The 15,751-nt window shown below is 48.3% G+C and carries 16 protein-coding genes and 1 riboswitch; of the genes, 13 read left to right on the top strand and 3 right to left on the bottom strand.

Going from position 1 to position 15,751, the window contains the following annotated elements:
- Positions 1-1,204 (top strand): anti-phage deoxyguanosine triphosphatase (locus HCZ42_RS20930; protein ID WP_167422621.1); only part of this gene is annotated, 1,204 nt, incomplete at its 5' end.
- Between the two features lie 54 nt (positions 1,205-1,258).
- Here the strand turns inward: HCZ42_RS20930 and HCZ42_RS20935 are convergent.
- On the bottom strand, positions 1,259-2,269 hold the full coding sequence (locus HCZ42_RS20935; protein ID WP_167422622.1) for an adenosine deaminase: 1,011 nt from the start codon (positions 2,267-2,269) through the stop codon (positions 1,259-1,261).
- Between the two features lie 74 nt (positions 2,270-2,343).
- A riboswitch (purine riboswitch) is annotated at positions 2,344-2,443 on the bottom strand.
- Between the two features lie 87 nt (positions 2,444-2,530).
- Complete coding sequence (locus tag HCZ42_RS20940) at positions 2,531-3,139, bottom strand: tRNA-uridine aminocarboxypropyltransferase (RefSeq protein WP_167422623.1); 609 nt, start codon at positions 3,137-3,139, stop codon at positions 2,531-2,533.
- A gap of 3 nt (positions 3,140-3,142) precedes the next feature.
- Here HCZ42_RS20940 and rrtA point away from each other — a divergent pair, with 3 nt between their 5' ends.
- From rrtA to HCZ42_RS21000, 12 genes are all read left to right on the top strand, one after another.
- Positions 3,143-3,709, top strand: a complete 567-nt coding sequence (rrtA, locus tag HCZ42_RS20945; protein ID WP_167422624.1) for a rhombosortase — start codon at positions 3,143-3,145, stop codon at positions 3,707-3,709.
- 100 nt (positions 3,710-3,809) lie between these two features.
- Complete coding sequence (locus tag HCZ42_RS20950) at positions 3,810-5,258, top strand: DEAD/DEAH box helicase (protein WP_167422625.1); 1,449 nt, start codon at positions 3,810-3,812, stop codon at positions 5,256-5,258.
- A gap of 162 nt (positions 5,259-5,420) precedes the next feature.
- The gene (agaR, locus tag HCZ42_RS20955) at positions 5,421-6,188 is read left to right on the top strand and encodes a transcriptional repressor AgaR (protein WP_167422626.1); all 768 of its coding nucleotides are present in this window, start codon (positions 5,421-5,423) and stop codon (positions 6,186-6,188) included.
- Between the two features lie 390 nt (positions 6,189-6,578).
- Entirely contained in the window at positions 6,579-7,355 is a 777-nt protein-coding gene (gene agaR, locus HCZ42_RS20960; RefSeq protein ID WP_167422627.1) for a transcriptional repressor AgaR, read from the top strand.
- Between the two features lie 8 nt (positions 7,356-7,363).
- Positions 7,364-8,674, top strand: a complete 1,311-nt coding sequence (locus HCZ42_RS20965) for a D-tagatose-bisphosphate aldolase, class II, non-catalytic subunit (RefSeq protein ID WP_167422628.1) — start codon at positions 7,364-7,366, stop codon at positions 8,672-8,674.
- The gene (locus tag HCZ42_RS20970; RefSeq protein WP_167422629.1) at positions 8,671-9,834 is read left to right on the top strand and encodes an SIS domain-containing protein; all 1,164 of its coding nucleotides are present in this window, start codon (positions 8,671-8,673) and stop codon (positions 9,832-9,834) included. Before HCZ42_RS20965 ends, HCZ42_RS20970 begins: the two co-directional genes overlap by 4 nt.
- Positions 9,835-9,846: 12 nt before the next feature.
- Positions 9,847-10,320: a PTS N-acetylgalactosamine transporter subunit IIB gene (gene agaV, locus HCZ42_RS20975; RefSeq protein ID WP_167422630.1), complete on the top strand. Its 474-nt coding sequence runs from the start codon at positions 9,847-9,849 to the stop codon at positions 10,318-10,320.
- A gap of 18 nt (positions 10,321-10,338) precedes the next feature.
- A complete protein-coding gene (agaW, locus tag HCZ42_RS20980; protein WP_167422631.1) occupies positions 10,339-11,118 on the top strand; it encodes a PTS N-acetylgalactosamine transporter subunit IIC in 780 nt (259 codons plus the stop codon).
- Complete coding sequence (agaE, locus tag HCZ42_RS20985) at positions 11,108-11,992, top strand: PTS N-acetylgalactosamine transporter subunit IID (protein ID WP_167422632.1); 885 nt, start codon at positions 11,108-11,110, stop codon at positions 11,990-11,992. The genes agaW and agaE overlap by 11 nt, the downstream gene beginning before the upstream one ends.
- A 59-nt stretch (positions 11,993-12,051) precedes the next feature.
- Complete coding sequence (agaF, locus tag HCZ42_RS20990) at positions 12,052-12,492, top strand: PTS galactosamine/N-acetylgalactosamine transporter subunit IIA (protein ID WP_167422633.1); 441 nt, start codon at positions 12,052-12,054, stop codon at positions 12,490-12,492.
- On the top strand, positions 12,482-13,672 hold the full coding sequence (gene nagA / locus HCZ42_RS20995; RefSeq protein WP_167422634.1) for an N-acetylglucosamine-6-phosphate deacetylase: 1,191 nt from the start codon (positions 12,482-12,484) through the stop codon (positions 13,670-13,672). The genes agaF and nagA overlap by 11 nt, the downstream gene beginning before the upstream one ends.
- Positions 13,663-14,517, top strand: a complete 855-nt coding sequence (locus HCZ42_RS21000; protein WP_025522681.1) for a tagatose bisphosphate family class II aldolase — start codon at positions 13,663-13,665, stop codon at positions 14,515-14,517. Before nagA ends, HCZ42_RS21000 begins: the two co-directional genes overlap by 10 nt.
- Before the next feature lie 121 nt (positions 14,518-14,638).
- On the opposite strand, the gene HCZ42_RS21005 is transcribed toward HCZ42_RS21000, so the two are convergent.
- Positions 14,639-15,679, bottom strand: coding sequence for an Imm49 family immunity protein (locus tag HCZ42_RS21005; RefSeq protein ID WP_167422635.1), 1,041 nt, complete (start codon positions 15,677-15,679; stop codon positions 14,639-14,641).
- Between the last annotated feature and the right edge of the window lie 72 nt (positions 15,680-15,751).

Here is a 15,751-nt window from a genome sequence, read left to right on the forward strand (position 1 = left end):
CGCTGCGTTTCGTCGTCTACAAGCCAAAACACAAGTTCACGGCAACAGCTTTGACGACTTTCACCGCACCCGCTTAACTCACTCGCTTGAAGCCGCACAACTCGGTACGGGTATCGTCGCTCAAATCAAAAAGAAACAACCTGAGTTTCGCGACTTATTGCCGAGTGACAGTCTGATTGATTCCATTTGTCTAGCGCACGATATTGGCCATCCGCCATACGGCCACGGCGGTGAAGTTGCGTTGAACTACATGATGCGTGACCACGGTGGATTTGAAGGCAACGCACAGACATTTCGTATTGTGACCAAGCTAGAGCCATACACAGAAAACTTCGGTATGAACTTGGCGCGTCGCACCTTGTTGGGCTTGGTGAAGTACCCTGCCCTTATCAGCGACACTCGCGCCAAAGTCATCCCAAACAGTGTCTCGCACCAGCGCAAGTTACGCGCACGAGAATGGATGCCAGCCAAAGGTTTGTATGACTGCGATAAAGAACTATTTGACTGGTTGCTCGCACCACTAAACGACAATGACAAAACCTTGTTTAGCCTGATGCGTGAAGATACGCTCGCCGATCATCAACACCGAAAAACTCGTTATAAGTCGATCGACTGTTCAATCATGGAGTTGGCGGATGATATCGCTTACGGCGTGCATGATTTAGAAGACGCTTTAGTACTGGGCATGGTCAACCGCCATCAATGGATTGAAGGGGCGGCGAGTAAACTGGCGGAATGTGGCGACCCTTGGTTTGAAAAGCACATCGCATCGATTACCGAAATGCTGTTTTCCGGTACTCATTTCCAGCGTAAAGACGCGATTGGCGGTATGGTCAACGCGCTACTGACGAGTATTTCTATCAAGCCCGTCGACGCGCCATTCGAATGTGAGTTACTGGCATTCAATGCGTATCTTGAACCGACGATGGATAAAGCATTAGAGATATTGAAACACTTCGTCAGTGAGTATGTGATTCAAGTGCCACACGTTCAGGTTGTCGAGTACAAAGGGCAGCAGATCATTATGGATATCTTTGAAGCGTTAAGTGCCGATCCAGAAAGATTACTGCCGATTCAAACGCGTCAGAAATGGCTCGAGCACAAAGATGAAAGCGCGGGATACCGAGTGATTGCCGACTACATTTCGTCAATGACAGACGGACACGCGCAACGACTCCACCAGCAGCTTTTTTCTTCTCATTAAACGCAGCCGTCATTCCAGCTCAACGGAATGACGGTATCTCACAAATATTTTGCGTTACGCGGTCGCGACAAAGCCATCCAGCTTTTCACGCAATACACACTTCTCCGCTTCGCTGATAAAACTGGCGTCAATGGCATTGAGTGTGAATAGCGCCAGCTCTTCTCTGCTTAACGCATGGCTTTCCGCTACCGCGAGGAAGTTATCTGACATGTAACCACCAAAGTACGCTGGGTCATCTGAGTTGATGGTGACGCACAAGCCTCGACGCAGCAGCTCAACAATATTGTGGTCACGCATTTCTTCAAATACTTTCAGCTTAGTATTCGACAGCGGGCATACCGTCAATGGCATTTTGTTTTCGGCTAACAGGGCGACCAGTTGCTCGTCGTCTGCGCAGCGCACTCCGTGGTCAATACGAGACACATTAAGCAGCTCCAGACTGTTGTAAATATTGCTGACTGGCCCTTCTTCGCCAGCGTGTGCCACCGTTAAAAAGCCTTCGTCACGCGCTTTGTTAAATACGCGTTCAAACTTCTCTGGTGGATGGCCTAACTCAGACGAATCCAGCCCCACCCCGATGATCTTGTCTTTATGTGGCAACGCCATCTCTAACACTTCAAACGCGCTCTCTTCATCTAAATGACGTAGAAAGCACATAATGATGCGGCTGGTGATACCCAATTGCTCAAAGCCGTCTTTCATTGCTCTGTCGATGCCTGTAATCACAGTATCAAAATGAATACCACGCGCGGTATGAGTTTGCGGGTCAAAAAAGATTTCCGTGTGGATAACGTTGTCTTGTTGGCACTTGAGTAAGTACGCCCACGTCAGGTCGTAGAAATCCTGCTCTTCAATCAACACATTCGCGCCTTGATAATAGATATCTAAAAACGACTGCAAGTTAGTAAATTCATACGCGGCTTTGACTTCTTGTGGCGAAGCAAAAGGCAGTTCGATTTGGTTACGCTGCGCGAGTTGGAACATCATTTCCGGCTCCAATGTGCCTTCGATGTGCAGATGAAGTTCAACTTTGGGTAGTTGATGAATAAAAGTAGCTTGGTTCACGCTTGTCTCCTCATTAGATGATTATGAACAAACGCTTTTCTCGAGATGAATTTGTGACATACAAAGAGAAAAGCGCAGTGCACTTAACTCTTCGTAATCTGGAGTTTACGGTTCCAGGTAGAGACTCCCACACCGTATCAGTGGGATTATACGAAGCACGTATGGCGGATATCCCAGCCAAACGTTTTCGGCGGCATTATATTCAGACAAGCTGCCCGATGGCAACGGTGCGCTTGAAATTAATTTTAGACGCTATTGCTATCACTGTAGATAATTTTTCTCAAACACACCGGGTGGCATCTGCTTGATTTGAAACTCAATCATCTGATTAAACGATTCGATCAGCGGAGAAAAATCACGCTCAGGTTGCAGCAGTGACAGGATGTGATAGCCCGCCTCTACGGTAGATAAACTGTTGTCACTTGGCGCTTTGCGAATCCGGTAATTCCCTTGCAGATCTTCCGGTAACTTAATTAACGGCAAGGCGTGTAGGTTGCTCGACAACTGCCACATTTTATAAGCTTTCTTCCAGGTTCCATCGAGCAAGATAACACGGACTTTCTCACCGCTATCGAGCTTGTCTGCCACTTGGTTGTGGGTCAACGCCCCTTCTCCAGGATAAAGAATAAAATGGTGGTATTGGTGATCGCTGAGCAATTGATTCAGCGCTTCGTGCGCGCTGAAATCCTCACCGACAAAGTAGTGGCTGTTCGCCAAGGAGAGCTTTAAGATCCGCGCCGTTCCCATGGGTCTGTTTGTTTCACTCGGATGTTGTAAGATGACCAACTCAACATTCGATGTTAGTCTTTGTATCCATTTACAAATACAAGCTTTTTGTGACTTTCCACATTGAGAACAGTATCGGGACATAGTGTGCGCTTATTTGTTTTGTTAATCGCTATCAGCTTGCTGTGCTTAGGACTCCAGTTTGAGCCTATGCTTTCACTTGCTGAATGGCATCGCCAATTAATTTTAGATGGTCAGTGGTGGCGAATCCTATCAGGAAACTTTACCCACACCAACTTTGCACATCTCGGTATGAACCTCGCCGCACTTTGGATCATCAGTTTTATTTTCAAACCGACGGCGAAGTTGTGGCTGTTCAGCTTAATGGTTATCAGCGTATTGGTCGGGTTACTCAACTTCTTAAGCGATATGACCACTTACGTTGGCTTATCTGGCGTATTGCACGGATTGTTTGCCTGCTTCGCACTTAAAGAAGCTCTAGACGGAAGAACAAGCAGTTGGCTGTTGGTGGTTGGTGTCGTCGCCAAAGTGACTTGGGAACTAACCATGGGCGCCTCACAATCTACCAGCGAACTGATCAACGCGCGTATCGCGGTAGAGTCGCATTTGTTTGGTGTAATCAGTGGTTTCTTATTTACATTGATGCTTCGCTATGCGCCTCAACTCAACATCTTGAAAAACTCTCAACGTTAATTTCAGTTGATGTTCCTACCTAAAGGGCGCAGAATGGCGCCCTTTTCTCAGTAAGTAAATTGTCTGAGAATATCCCCCCAATTTATACAGAGATCAATTTATGGGTTTTACCTCTTTAGGCCTTTCTGCCCCAATTCTTAAAGCTATTGAAGAACAGGGTTACGACAAACCGTCTCCGATTCAGGAGCAAGCTATCCCAGCCGTATTAGAAGGCAAAGATGTGATGGCAGCAGCGCAGACAGGTACAGGTAAAACCGCAGGCTTTACACTGCCGATTCTTGAACGCCTCGACAACGGTACTCGTGTCAAAGGCAATCACGTACGTGCTTTGATCCTAACACCGACCCGCGAACTGGCGGCTCAGGTTCAAGAGAACGTGTTCAAATACAGCCGTCACCAACGCCTAACTTCAACCGTGGTTTTTGGTGGGGTGAAGATTAACCCGCAAATGATGAAGCTACGTAAAGGCTGTGATGTACTGGTGGCGACACCGGGTCGCTTATTGGACCTTTACCAACAAAACGCGGTTAAGTTTGAGCAGCTGGAAGTATTGGTTTTAGACGAAGCCGACCGCATGCTCGATATGGGCTTTATCCGCGATATCCGTAAGATTCTGGCGCTGTTACCAGCAAAACGTCAAAACTTGCTGTTCTCTGCGACCTTCTCAGCCGAGATCCGCGAGTTAGCAAAAGGCTTGGTGAATAATCCTGTCGAAGTATCGGTTAACCCAGAAAACTCAACCGCGGTGACAATTGAGCAGTCCATTTATCCAGCAGACAAGCGCAAGAAAGCGCCGATGTTGGTTAAGCTGATCAAAGACGGCGACTGGAAACAGGTATTGGTTTTCTGCCGTACCAAACACGGTGCAAACCGCCTTGCGTTCTTCTTAGAAAAAGAAGGCATTACCGCAGCACCGATTCACGGTAACAAAAGCCAAGGCGCTCGTACGCGCGCATTAGCTGATTTTAAATCGGGCGATGTTCGTGTTCTGGTTGCTACCGATATCGCCGCGCGTGGTATTGATATTCCTCAGCTGCCACAAGTGGTTAACTTCGAACTGCCGCACGTCGCAGAAGATTACGTACACCGCATCGGTCGTACAGGTCGCGCAGGTGAAGTCGGCCGTGCATTCTCTCTTGTTGAAGCAGACGAAGCTGGCGAACTATTTGCGATTGAGCGTTTAATTCAGCAAGTATTGCCTCGTCTAGAAATTGAAGGCTATAAGCCAGTGAACGAGTTGCCAGAATCCAAACTGGATACTCGTCCAATCAAACCGAAAAAACCTAAAAAGCCGAAGAAACCTAAAACCGACCACGCGGACGGTCAACGCTCTGGCGATAATGCTCGTGGTCATAAGCCAGCAAGTAAAAACAAGCGTCACTTTGGTCACAACAAAGCCAACGGCGATGGCTCAAATAAAGGCAACCAAGGTAAACGCGGAGACAGTATGTCTGGCGCAGGTAACACGAAAGGCCCTGCAGCAAACAACGGTCAAAAACGTCGCCGCCCAGCTAACCGCAAGCCGAGCAACACCCAACCGAAAGCCTAGCTTCAATGACAGCTTACGACTGATGCAACCCCACCAACGCGTGGGGTTTGTTTTTGTTTAACAAACTAATTTGAGAATTTCCCCAAGTCTCAAATAAATAGATTCAACTTCGAATCACGTTTGGTTAAAGTTGCCATTACGAATTCTTGAACACCTGACGCCATGCTCTCGACCACTCAACGCAGAAACGAAATCCTGCAGTACATCCAAACCCACCAGAAAGGTGAGGTATCCTATTTCGCTGAGCAATATGGCGTATCAGAAGTCACCATCCGCAGTGATCTAAACCAATTAGAGCGCCAAGGCTGCGTTACTCGTTGCTATGGTGGCGCATTGCTGAACTCTCAGTTCGCGTTCGAAAAACCACTCAACGACAAAAAGCAGCTCAACAGCGATATCAAAGCCAAGTTAGGCCAATACGCGGCGTCTTTGATCCAAGATGGCGATAAGATCATCCTTGATTCTGGCTCAACGACAGAGCAGATTGCCTACCACCTGAAAGGCAAAAGCAACATCACCGTGATGACCAACGGCATCAACATCGCCTATCACCTTGCCAATCAAGCCAATGTGGAGATCATGGTCACGGGCGGTTTAATGAGGCAAAACTCTTATTCGTTGTATGGTGCTGGCGGCGAAGCGTTTCTCTCTGGTTTTCGTTTCAACAAACTGTTTTTAGGCGTCGATGGCTTCGACAAATTGGCTGGAGTAACCACACCGCACCAAGGCGAAGCCGACATTAACCGCCAAATGGTGGAAGCCGCACAAAACATCATTGCGATTACCGATTCATCCAAGTTTGACCGCCAAAGTTTTTGCTTAATCGCTCGTCCAGAGCAGCTCAATATCCTGATTACCGATAACGGAATTCCTCAAGACTATGTGGATGAACTCTCTTCGCTCGGCGTAGAGGTGCATATTGTTGAATAAGTTAGAGTGACAACTTCGTCATCTATCGACTCAAAAATGTTTTTCTAACAACCCATTCAGGCTATCAATAATCCACCCAAATATAAAAACTGTGAAGTCACGCAGTTTGCATTTCGAAACCCCCACTTTTTCCACTATTTGTTTACAACTTTCACTGTGAAAGATCGCCATCCTTTTATTTACGTCGATTTCGGCACAGCGTTTCAACTTTAGAGTGAAAGCTTTACCTTTCACTTTCTTACAAACGAAAGACATTTAACCCCTAAACCGAAAGAAAAGCGAATGTGATCTCGCGTTTAATTTCGTTTTCTGACACCTGCTTTAATACCAATCAAAAGAAATCGAAACATTTCATCCAACAACCGAAATGTAGCGAAAGAGGAATTGGTAATGACAAGTGCAGAACGAAGACAACACATGATGGCGCACATTCGTGCTCATGGATCTGGCAAGGTCGATGAGTTTGCAAGCCAGTACAAGGTATCTGCTGTCACTATCCGCCATGACCTCAACTTACTTGAAAAAGAAGGGTGTGTATTTCGCTGTTACGGCGGTGCAACACTTAATCCAAATTTCGCTTTCGATCAGCCTTTGTATCGTAAAGACCAACTCAATCGAAGCGCTAAACAGAGTATCGCTCAGGCGGCTGCGGCACTGGTTAAAGATGGTGAAGCGATCATCTTAGATTCGGGTACCACTATCGGCCTGATGCCTCAGTACTTAGCCTCAAAGCAGCAATTGGTGGTAATGACCAACGCGCTCAATACCGCCTATCAACTCAACAATATAGACAACATCGACTTGCACGTCGTCGGGGGCAGTTTACGTCGTGCATCTTGTTCTTTGATTGGTCACCACGGCGAGCAACAAATCCGCTCCTATTTGTTCGACAAGTTGTTCCTGGGTGTGGACGGTTTTGACCTTCAATCGGGCATCACCACGCCAGATAACCATGAAGCGCAGGTCAACCGTGCAATGTGCGACGTCGCGAGACAAATCATTGCGGTGACCGACTCCAGTAAGTTCGGCCGCAAAAGCTTTTGCATGATCCGCCCAGCTAGCCAAATCGACGTTCTAGTGACCGATAGCAATATCCCCCATGCAACCCATCAGGCCCTGCTTGATATGGGTGTCAAAGTCATTCTTGCTGACCAAACCATTAACTAGGAATTCCCATGAAATCGTTACTTTCGCTTATCGAACAACACAAACAAGGACACACCAAGGGGATTTACTCCGTTTGCTCTGCGCACCCGCTCGTGCTTGAAGCGGCGATCCAACAAGCAGCAAATGACAACCAGTTGGTGTTGATTGAAGCGACGTCTAATCAGGTCAACCAATTTGGCGGCTACACCGGCATGACGCCGCAAGACTTTGCTAATTATGTTTTCCAGCTCGCGAACAGTCTCAACTTTCCGATCGACAACATCGTGTTAGGTGGTGACCACTTAGGCCCAAACTGCTGGCAACATCTAAACGTGAAACAAGCGATGGAATATTCCGCTCAGATGATTCACGACTACGTATCTGCTGGCTTTAAAAAGATCCACCTTGATTGCTCTATGCCTTGTGCCGATGACCAACTGCCGTTGAGCGAAACCATCATGGCAGAACGCGCAGCGCAGCTTTGTCTAGTAGCAGAAAACGCTTGGCAAAGTACTGGTGGTGAAGCCCCTGTTTATGTCATCGGTACCGAAGTGCCAACACCCGGCGGTGCACTGGAATCGCTAGAAGACGAAACCATTGAAATCACCAAACCAGAAGAAGCGCTTGCGACGTTAAACGCCCATCACCAAGCCTTCAGCGATATCGGTATCGCTAACGTCTGGTCACGCGTGATCGGCTTGGTCGTTCAACCCGGCGTCGAGTTTGACCACCATAACGTGCACCACTACGACAGTGGCAAAGCTCAGGCATTGAGCCAGCTTGTTGAACACCAGCCAAACATTGTATTTGAAGCGCACTCTACCGATTACCAAAATCCGCCAGCTTATCACCAGCTAGTACGTGATCACTTTGCGATCCTAAAAGTTGGCCCAGCTTTAACCTTTGCCTTGCGTGAAGCCCTTTACGGTTTAGACCGCGCCGAAAAAGAGTGGCTCGGCACGCATCACGCCTCTCACCTGCGCGAGACTATCGAACAGGTTATGCATGAACAGCCTAACTACTGGCGCTCACACTACTCCAGTAAAGGACACCAACAATTTTTGGATTGCAGCTACAGCTTAAGCGACCGCATTCGCTACTACTGGACACACCCAGAAGTGAAAGCGGCGCAACAGGCTCTATTTGACAATCTGCTTGCAACACCGCTGCCCGTGACTCTCCTTAGCCAATATTTGCCAAACCAAGCTAAGGCTATCTCTCAACATAAAATTCAAAATCTGCCCGCTGAGATTGTGATGCACAAAATCATGGAAGTCACCGAAGTGTACTCCAACGCGTGTTATTCCAACGCAGTGGCGCAAAAGGAGACTATTCAATGACTGCTTTTTTAGGCTATGAACGCTCTTGGTTAGAGCAGTACAAAGGTATTCACACCGCGCAAGAAATCAGCCACCAACCTCGTTTATGGCGTGCTCTCGCGACGATTCTTGAACAAAGCTACGACCAGTTAAGCGCATTCATTGCCCCATTACTCGCTCGTGAAGATCTGCGCATTATCCTAACTGGCGCAGGTACATCTGCCTTTGTCGGAGACGCCGCTGCTCCCTTTATCCAAGCGGGATTACGTTTCCAAGTAGAGTCGATTCCGACCACCGATTTGGTATCGAACCCAGAGCAATATTTAGACCCGAGCCGCCCAACGCTTTTAGTCTCCTACGCTCGTTCGGGGAACAGCCCAGAGAGTGTTGCCGCTGTCGCGCTGGCCGATCAATTGGTCGAAGATTGCTACCACCTCTTTTTGACCTGTAACGGCGACGGTGAGCTCTCTCGCTACGCAGAAAACACCAAAAATGCGTACTGCCTGCTGATGCCGGAAGGCTCAAACGATAAAAGCTTTGCCATGACCTCAAGCTTCAGTTGCATGTTGATGTCGACGTTGACGCTGCTTGGTGGTGGAACTCCGCAGCAGTGGCAACGCCAAATCAGCGCCACCGCCACATTATGTGAAGCCAAAATTGAACAGTGGCAAGCGAGTATCAAATCTCTTGCGACTCTGCCTTACCAACGTTTGGTGGTTCTAGGCAGCGGCGGTTTTGCCGGACTTGCCCGTGAAGCCTCTCTGAAATCATTAGAGCTGAGCGCAGGCAAAGTGATGACAACCTTCGACTCTTCTTTGGGTTTTCGTCATGGGCCTAAGTTCTCCATCAACGAACAGGCACTCGTGATTCAATTGATTTCCAGTGACAACTACACCCGTCAGTACGATTTGGATCTGTTTCATGAGATTCGTCGTGACAACCAAACGCTCGCACACGTGGCGATCAGCGAATTCGCCATGAGTGAAGACGATGTGTTTGAACTCGGCCAGCTTGGTTTAGGTGACCAATGGCTCTGCTTCCCATTCATTCTGTTCTGCCAAATGTTGGCGTTTGAAAAGTCGCTCCAGTTGGGATTAGGGCCGGATAACCCGTGCCCGACAGGTGAAGTTAACCGTGTGGTGCAAGGTGTCACCATCTACCCATTCAATTACTCATTTTAAAAGGAATAAACCATGCCAAATATCGTTTTAAGCCGCATTGATGAGCGCCTTGTTCACGGACAAGTCGGTGTGCAGTGGGTAGGTTTTGCCAACGCCAACATTATCGTCGTTGTTAACGACGAGGTGGCTGAGGATTCCATTCAGCAAAACCTTATGGAAATGGTACTTGCAGACGGTATCGCAATCCGCTTTTGGACGGTACAGAAAACCATCGACACCATTCATAAAGCTGCTGACCGCCAGCGCATTCTATTGGTATGCCGCACGCCAAAAGACTTCCGCCAATTGGTGGAAGGAGGCGTACCAATTAGCAATATCAACGTAGGTAACATGCACTACGTGGAAGGTAAAAAACAGATCTCCAAAACGGTTTCAGTTGATTCTGAAGACCTGGCGGAATTTGCACAATTAAAAGCGCAAGGTGTGACCTGCACGATCCAAGGAGTGCCCACTGAAAGCGCAACAGACCTCTTTACTCTTATCTAAATATTAAGGACACCAATCATGGAAATAGGACTATTTCAGGCGTTGATGCTCGGCATTTTAGCCTTCTTCGCCGGCCTAGATTTATTTAACGGTCTCACCCACTTCCACCGTCCAGTTGTACTCGGTCCACTTGTCGGCCTAATTTTAGGCGACTTACAAACCGGTATTTTGGTCGGCGGTACTCTAGAGCTGATCTGGATGGGTCTCGCCCCTCTAGCAGGTGCACAGCCGCCAAATGTAATCATCGGTACGATCGTCGGCACAGCCTTCGCTATCACAACCAAAGTAGAGCCAAATGTCGCGGTTGGTGTCGCGGTGCCATTCGCTGTCGCGGTACAGATGGGTATCACCCTACTCTTCTCAGCAATGTCAGCGGTGATGTCTAAGTGTGATGAATATGCGCAAGCCGCCGACACCGACGGTATCGAACGTGTCAACTACATGGCTCTTGCGGTATTGGGGACGTTCTACTTCTTATGCGCATTTTTACCTGTCTACCTTGGTGCAGAGCACGCCGGAAAAATCGTTGAAGTTCTGCCAAAAGACCTCATCGACGGCTTAGGCGTTGCCGGTGGCATCATGCCAGCAATTGGTTTTGCAGTACTAATGAAAATCATGATGAAGAACGCTTACATCCCATACTTCATCCTCGGCTTTGTTGCAGCGGCGTGGCTACAACTACCAATCCTAGCGATTGCTGCCGCAGCGACTGCGATGGCGATTATCGACTTTATGCGTAAATCAGAACCTACCCCAGCAACAACAGCACCAGCAGAGGACTTTGAAGATGGAATCTAATGTAAGTAATGAACTCGACCTACGTCGTCAGATCGCTGATGTGCAACCTGCACCTGGGGTGTCTCCTGACGAGTACGAGAACAAAGAGATTGGTGCTGAGTTAACCAAAGCCGACATCAATCGTATGGCATGGCGCTCACTCCTATTACAAGCGTCTTTCAACTATGAACGTATGCAGGCATCGGGTTGGCTATATGGCCTGATCCCAGCATTGAAAAAGATCCACACCAACAAGGCTGACCTGTCCAAAGCGATGCAAGGCCACATGGGCTTCTTCAACACCCACCCATTCTTGGTGACATTTGTGATGGGCATCGTACTGGCGATGGAGCGTTCAAAACAAAACATCAACAGTATCCAAAGCACCAAGATTGCCGTAGGTGCACCTATGGGTGGTATCGGTGACGCCATGTTCTGGCTAACGCTATTACCAATTTGTGGTGGTATCGGTGCGGACTTAGCGTTGCAAGGCTCCATCATGGGCGCGGTGTTCTTCTTCGTGCTGTTTAACGTGGTGCACTTTGGTTTGCGCTTTGGTCTTGCTCACTATGCCTACCGTATGGGTGTTGCGGCAATTCCGGTCATCAAAGCCAACACCAAGAAAGTCGGACACGCGGCTTCTATGGTCGGTATGACCGTGATTGGCGCACTGGTTGCGACTTACGTGCGCCTGTCAACAACCGCTGAAATCACCGCTGGCGACGCCGTGGTGAAGCTGCAGGGCGATGTTATCGACAAGTTAATGCCAGCATTTTTACCACTGGTGTACACCCTTGCGATGTATGCCCTTGTTAAACGTGGTTGGAGCCCTCTCAAACTTATCGGTATCACGGTTGCTCTTGGTGTTGCTGGTCGCTTTATGGGCTTCCTATAACCCTTATTTTCACACGCAGTATTGGGGCTGTTAAGTCAGCCCCTATTGAGGATAGAAACATGATTGCAGTTATTCTTTCTGGCCACGGTGGGTTTGCATCGGGCATTGAGAAAGCAATTCACCAAGTGATTGGCGAACAGCAACAATTCATAGCGTTAGACTTTCCTGAAGAGTCCACCACGCAGCGACTTGAAGCACAGATGCGCCAAGCGATCCAAGAGATCGATTCCGGCGAAGGGATTGTTTTTCTCACTGATTTGCTTGGCGGCACGCCTTTTCGTACCGCATCGCTGCTCAGCCAAGAGCGTAATGACATTCAAGTCGTAACGGGCACCAATCTGCAAATGGCGGCCGAGATGCTGCTAGAGCGCGACGAGCTCAACCTTATCGAATTTCGTGACCAAGCGATCGAGTGTGGTGATCGCGGTATTACCTCACTCACTGCAGAAATGGCGTTGAAAGACAAAACAACCACAGCGGAAGAACGTGATGGTATCTGATACTCACCGCTACCGAGCCCAAAGAGTATTGCACGGCAAGCATTGGTTAGACAACGCCGTGGTCACCGTTGTTGATGGAATCATTGACGCCATTGAGCCTTTTGACCAACAGCAGCACGACAATTATACCGATTTAGGCCAAATCAGCCTGATGCCGGGTTTGATTGACTCCCATGTACACGGCGCCAAAGGCTGCGACGTGATGGACGCAGAGCACGACAGCTTAGACACCATGTCTCGCTTTTTTGCCAGCCAAGGAGTTACCGCTTTTGTTGCGACGACTGTGACGGCTCCGGTCAGTAAAATTCGCGCAGCCTTACAGCAAGTTGCCAAAAGCAAACAGTGCGGCGTGCAAGGCGCTGAAATTCTTGGAGCGTATTTGGAAGGCCCTTATTTCACCGAGAAAAATCGCGGTGCTCATCCAACCGAATGGTTTAGGGAACTGTCTGTTGAAGAGTTGGAACAGTGGATTTCATACAGCGATAACCAGCTGATCACATTCGCACTCGCACCAGAAAAACAGGGCGCTCTAGACGCGATCCGTTACTTAAAAAAGCAAGGCATCAAAGTCATGTTAGGTCATACCGATGCGAGCTATGACCAAGTTCAACAGGCACTCGATGCGGGCGCTAGCGGCATCGTGCATTGCTATAACGGCATGCGCGGACTCCACCACCGAGATCCGGGCGTGGTTGGCGCTGGCTTGTGTCACCCTAACAGCTACGTCGAAATGATCGCCGACGGCCATCATGTGCACCCTTGCGCGGTTGATATTGCCCATCGCTGCTGTGGCTCGCGCATGACTTTGATTACTGATGCCATGTGCGCCGCAGGTATGCCTGACGGTCAATATAGCCTTGGCGAGTACACCGTAGAGATGAAAGGCGGCGTGGTCACCACCGATACTGGTAGCCTTGCAGGCAGCACTCTGACTTTGCTCAACGCCGTCGCCAATATTCAGAACTGGCTCAATTTACCGCTTGAGCAAGCGTGGTTGATGGCATCTTTGACTCCCGCGCAATCACTCAATTTACAACATCAACTCGGCACTCTGGAAGTGGGCAAACACGCTTCTATGGTGGCGATTCACTCAGATTTCTCAATTGCAAAGACTTGGGTTAACGGACGTCTAGTATTCGACCGCGACGCAGTATCCAGTCAGGAGGCTTTATGTATCTAATTTCTTCTCGTGAAATGCTTAAACGTGCTCAACAGGGCGGCTACGCTGTGCCGGCATTTAATGTTCATAACCTTGAGACCGTGCAAGTCATCGTCGAAACCGCCTCTGAATTAGGTTCACCAGTCATCTTGGCCGGGACGCCGGGAACGTACGACTACGCTGGTATCGACTATCTAGTCAGCATCTGTAAAGAAGCGGCGCACAAACACTCGATCCCATTAGTGCTGCACCTTGACCACCACGAAGACCTGCAAGACATTCGCAATAAAGTCGAACACGGTATCCGCTCGGTGATGATTGATGGCTCTCACCATGCGTTCGAGCAAAACATCGAGATTGTTCGCTCTGTGGTCGAATACTGCAGCCGATACGACGCCAGCGTTGAAGCCGAGCTTGGTCGTCTTGGTGGTCAAGAAGATGATCTGATCGTCGATAGTGCAGACGCGTTGATGACCGACCCAGCCTCTGCGGCGGAGTTCGTTCGCCGCACTGGTATCGATTCGCTAGCAGTCGCAATTGGTACCGCCCACGGCTTGTATAAAGCAGAACCTAGACTGGATTTCGCTCGCCTAGAGCAGATCCGCGCGGTGGTCGATATTCCATTGGTATTGCACGGTGCGTCAGGCGTACCGGATGAGATGGTGCGTCGTTGTATCGAACTAGGAGTATGCAAAGTGAATGTGGCGACAGAGCTGAAAATCGCGTTTTCGAATGCTGTCAAACAACACTTCTCTGAAAACCCAGATGCTAACGATCCACGTAAGTACATCACACCGGGTAAAGCGGCAATGAAACAAGTCGTGATGGATAAGATTTATATGTGTGGAAGTGAAGGAAAGTTATAACGTTTAAATACCATTTCCCCTATAGATGGTATTAAGGAGCCCTAATCAGGCTCCTTTTTTTATAGAAATTAACTAAAGAATATTTGTAGGTTAAACATTCCGTCACTCAGTATTCGTGACTTTACGTCTGGCTAAGGACATGCTCTAAATCAAACACTGGCGGGTTGGCCAACACATCTTCTCGACTAGGCCCTTCTCCTTTCACTAGCCATAGTGGTACATACTTAGAATCAAAACTGATTGTTTGATTTGTACGCTGGTAGTGTACCGCCAAAAATGCAGTAGTGATGGTATGAAACATAGCGTCATTTTCGAGCAGATATGGCGATTTTTCTCCAGTTGGCTCGTGATATTGGAGAGGTTCGACTTCAGCATAGTATTCGTAGTTAGCATCCATAGCGGCGGTCACTGCGTCATCCAAGCTCGTGTCTTCAAATCCCCAACATACAGAAATGATGCTATACAGTGGAAAACGTAACCATTGGTAGAAATCCTGCCAATATTCACCACCATCACACGCTTCTATTAAGATTTCATCAGTCAAAACTGGAATGACCGCTTTCATCAATTGAATTTGACGTTGCCTGTCACTTTCGCCTATCAGAAAAGCGCGGAACAGGTCAAAGAACGCCAACTCAATGTCTCGTATAGGCTGGCCTTCAAAGCTCTGGCACAAGTCTTTGTGCTCTACCTTGAACATTTCGTCGAGTGCAGCTTGGTCGTTACACAGCACCGCCACACTAATGTTCGTTAACCAGGCTGTTAGTCTGTCTTCCGAATTATCAAGATCGCGCCGCACTGCACGAGCCTCAACTTGAAACAGCCTGTCAAATACACTGACATCAAGTGTTTTTCCTTGATGGCGGTGCATAAACCAATGTCCCCTTGCAAGCTCTGATGCTTGTGCGAGCATAAACATACCATGCTCGCGGGGCCAGTGGTTTAGCACAGTGCATTCAATGTATTTTTCAAGCCAATACTCAACTGCTTTGGGGGCATAGTGTTGAAAATATGTTGGTAAATCAGCTTCACATCGGCCTTCTAAATTATGGTTAATACTATCAATAAATACTTTACTAAACTCACGTATTAAGTCGGGAGAGCGATAGTTATCTAAATGGTGATGTCTTTGCTCCACAGACGTGGAGTGTTTATTGCGCATATTATAATTTGCCTTGTTTAAAATCAGCTTTCAGTAATACTCACTAAATCCCAGCCGATATATCTATTTTCT

It is taken from the genome of Vibrio hepatarius, from assembly GCF_011806575.1.
Lineage (GTDB): Bacteria > Pseudomonadota > Gammaproteobacteria > Enterobacterales > Vibrionaceae > Vibrio > Vibrio hepatarius_A.

Excerpts from the sequence above, each read along its gene's own strand:
- HCZ42_RS20940 (WP_167422623.1), bottom strand. The coding sequence starts at position 3,139 with ATGTCCCGATACTGTTCTCAATGTGGAAAGTCACAAAAAGCTTGTATT.
- HCZ42_RS20950 (WP_167422625.1), top strand. The coding sequence starts at position 3,810 with ATGGGTTTTACCTCTTTAGGCCTTTCTGCCCCAATTCTTAAAGCTATT.
- agaR (WP_167422626.1), top strand. The coding sequence starts at position 5,421 with ATGCTCTCGACCACTCAACGCAGAAACGAAATCCTGCAGTACATCCAA.
- agaR (WP_167422627.1), top strand. The coding sequence starts at position 6,579 with ATGACAAGTGCAGAACGAAGACAACACATGATGGCGCACATTCGTGCT.
- HCZ42_RS20965 (WP_167422628.1), top strand. The coding sequence starts at position 7,364 with ATGAAATCGTTACTTTCGCTTATCGAACAACACAAACAAGGACACACC.
- HCZ42_RS20970 (WP_167422629.1), top strand. The coding sequence starts at position 8,671 with ATGACTGCTTTTTTAGGCTATGAACGCTCTTGGTTAGAGCAGTACAAA.
- agaV (WP_167422630.1), top strand. The coding sequence starts at position 9,847 with ATGCCAAATATCGTTTTAAGCCGCATTGATGAGCGCCTTGTTCACGGA.
- agaW (WP_167422631.1), top strand. The coding sequence starts at position 10,339 with ATGGAAATAGGACTATTTCAGGCGTTGATGCTCGGCATTTTAGCCTTC.
- agaE (WP_167422632.1), top strand. The coding sequence starts at position 11,108 with ATGGAATCTAATGTAAGTAATGAACTCGACCTACGTCGTCAGATCGCT.
- agaF (WP_167422633.1), top strand. The coding sequence starts at position 12,052 with ATGATTGCAGTTATTCTTTCTGGCCACGGTGGGTTTGCATCGGGCATT.
- nagA (WP_167422634.1), top strand. The coding sequence starts at position 12,482 with ATGGTATCTGATACTCACCGCTACCGAGCCCAAAGAGTATTGCACGGC.
- HCZ42_RS21000 (WP_025522681.1), top strand. The coding sequence starts at position 13,663 with ATGTATCTAATTTCTTCTCGTGAAATGCTTAAACGTGCTCAACAGGGC.
- HCZ42_RS21005 (WP_167422635.1), bottom strand. The coding sequence starts at position 15,679 with ATGCGCAATAAACACTCCACGTCTGTGGAGCAAAGACATCACCATTTA.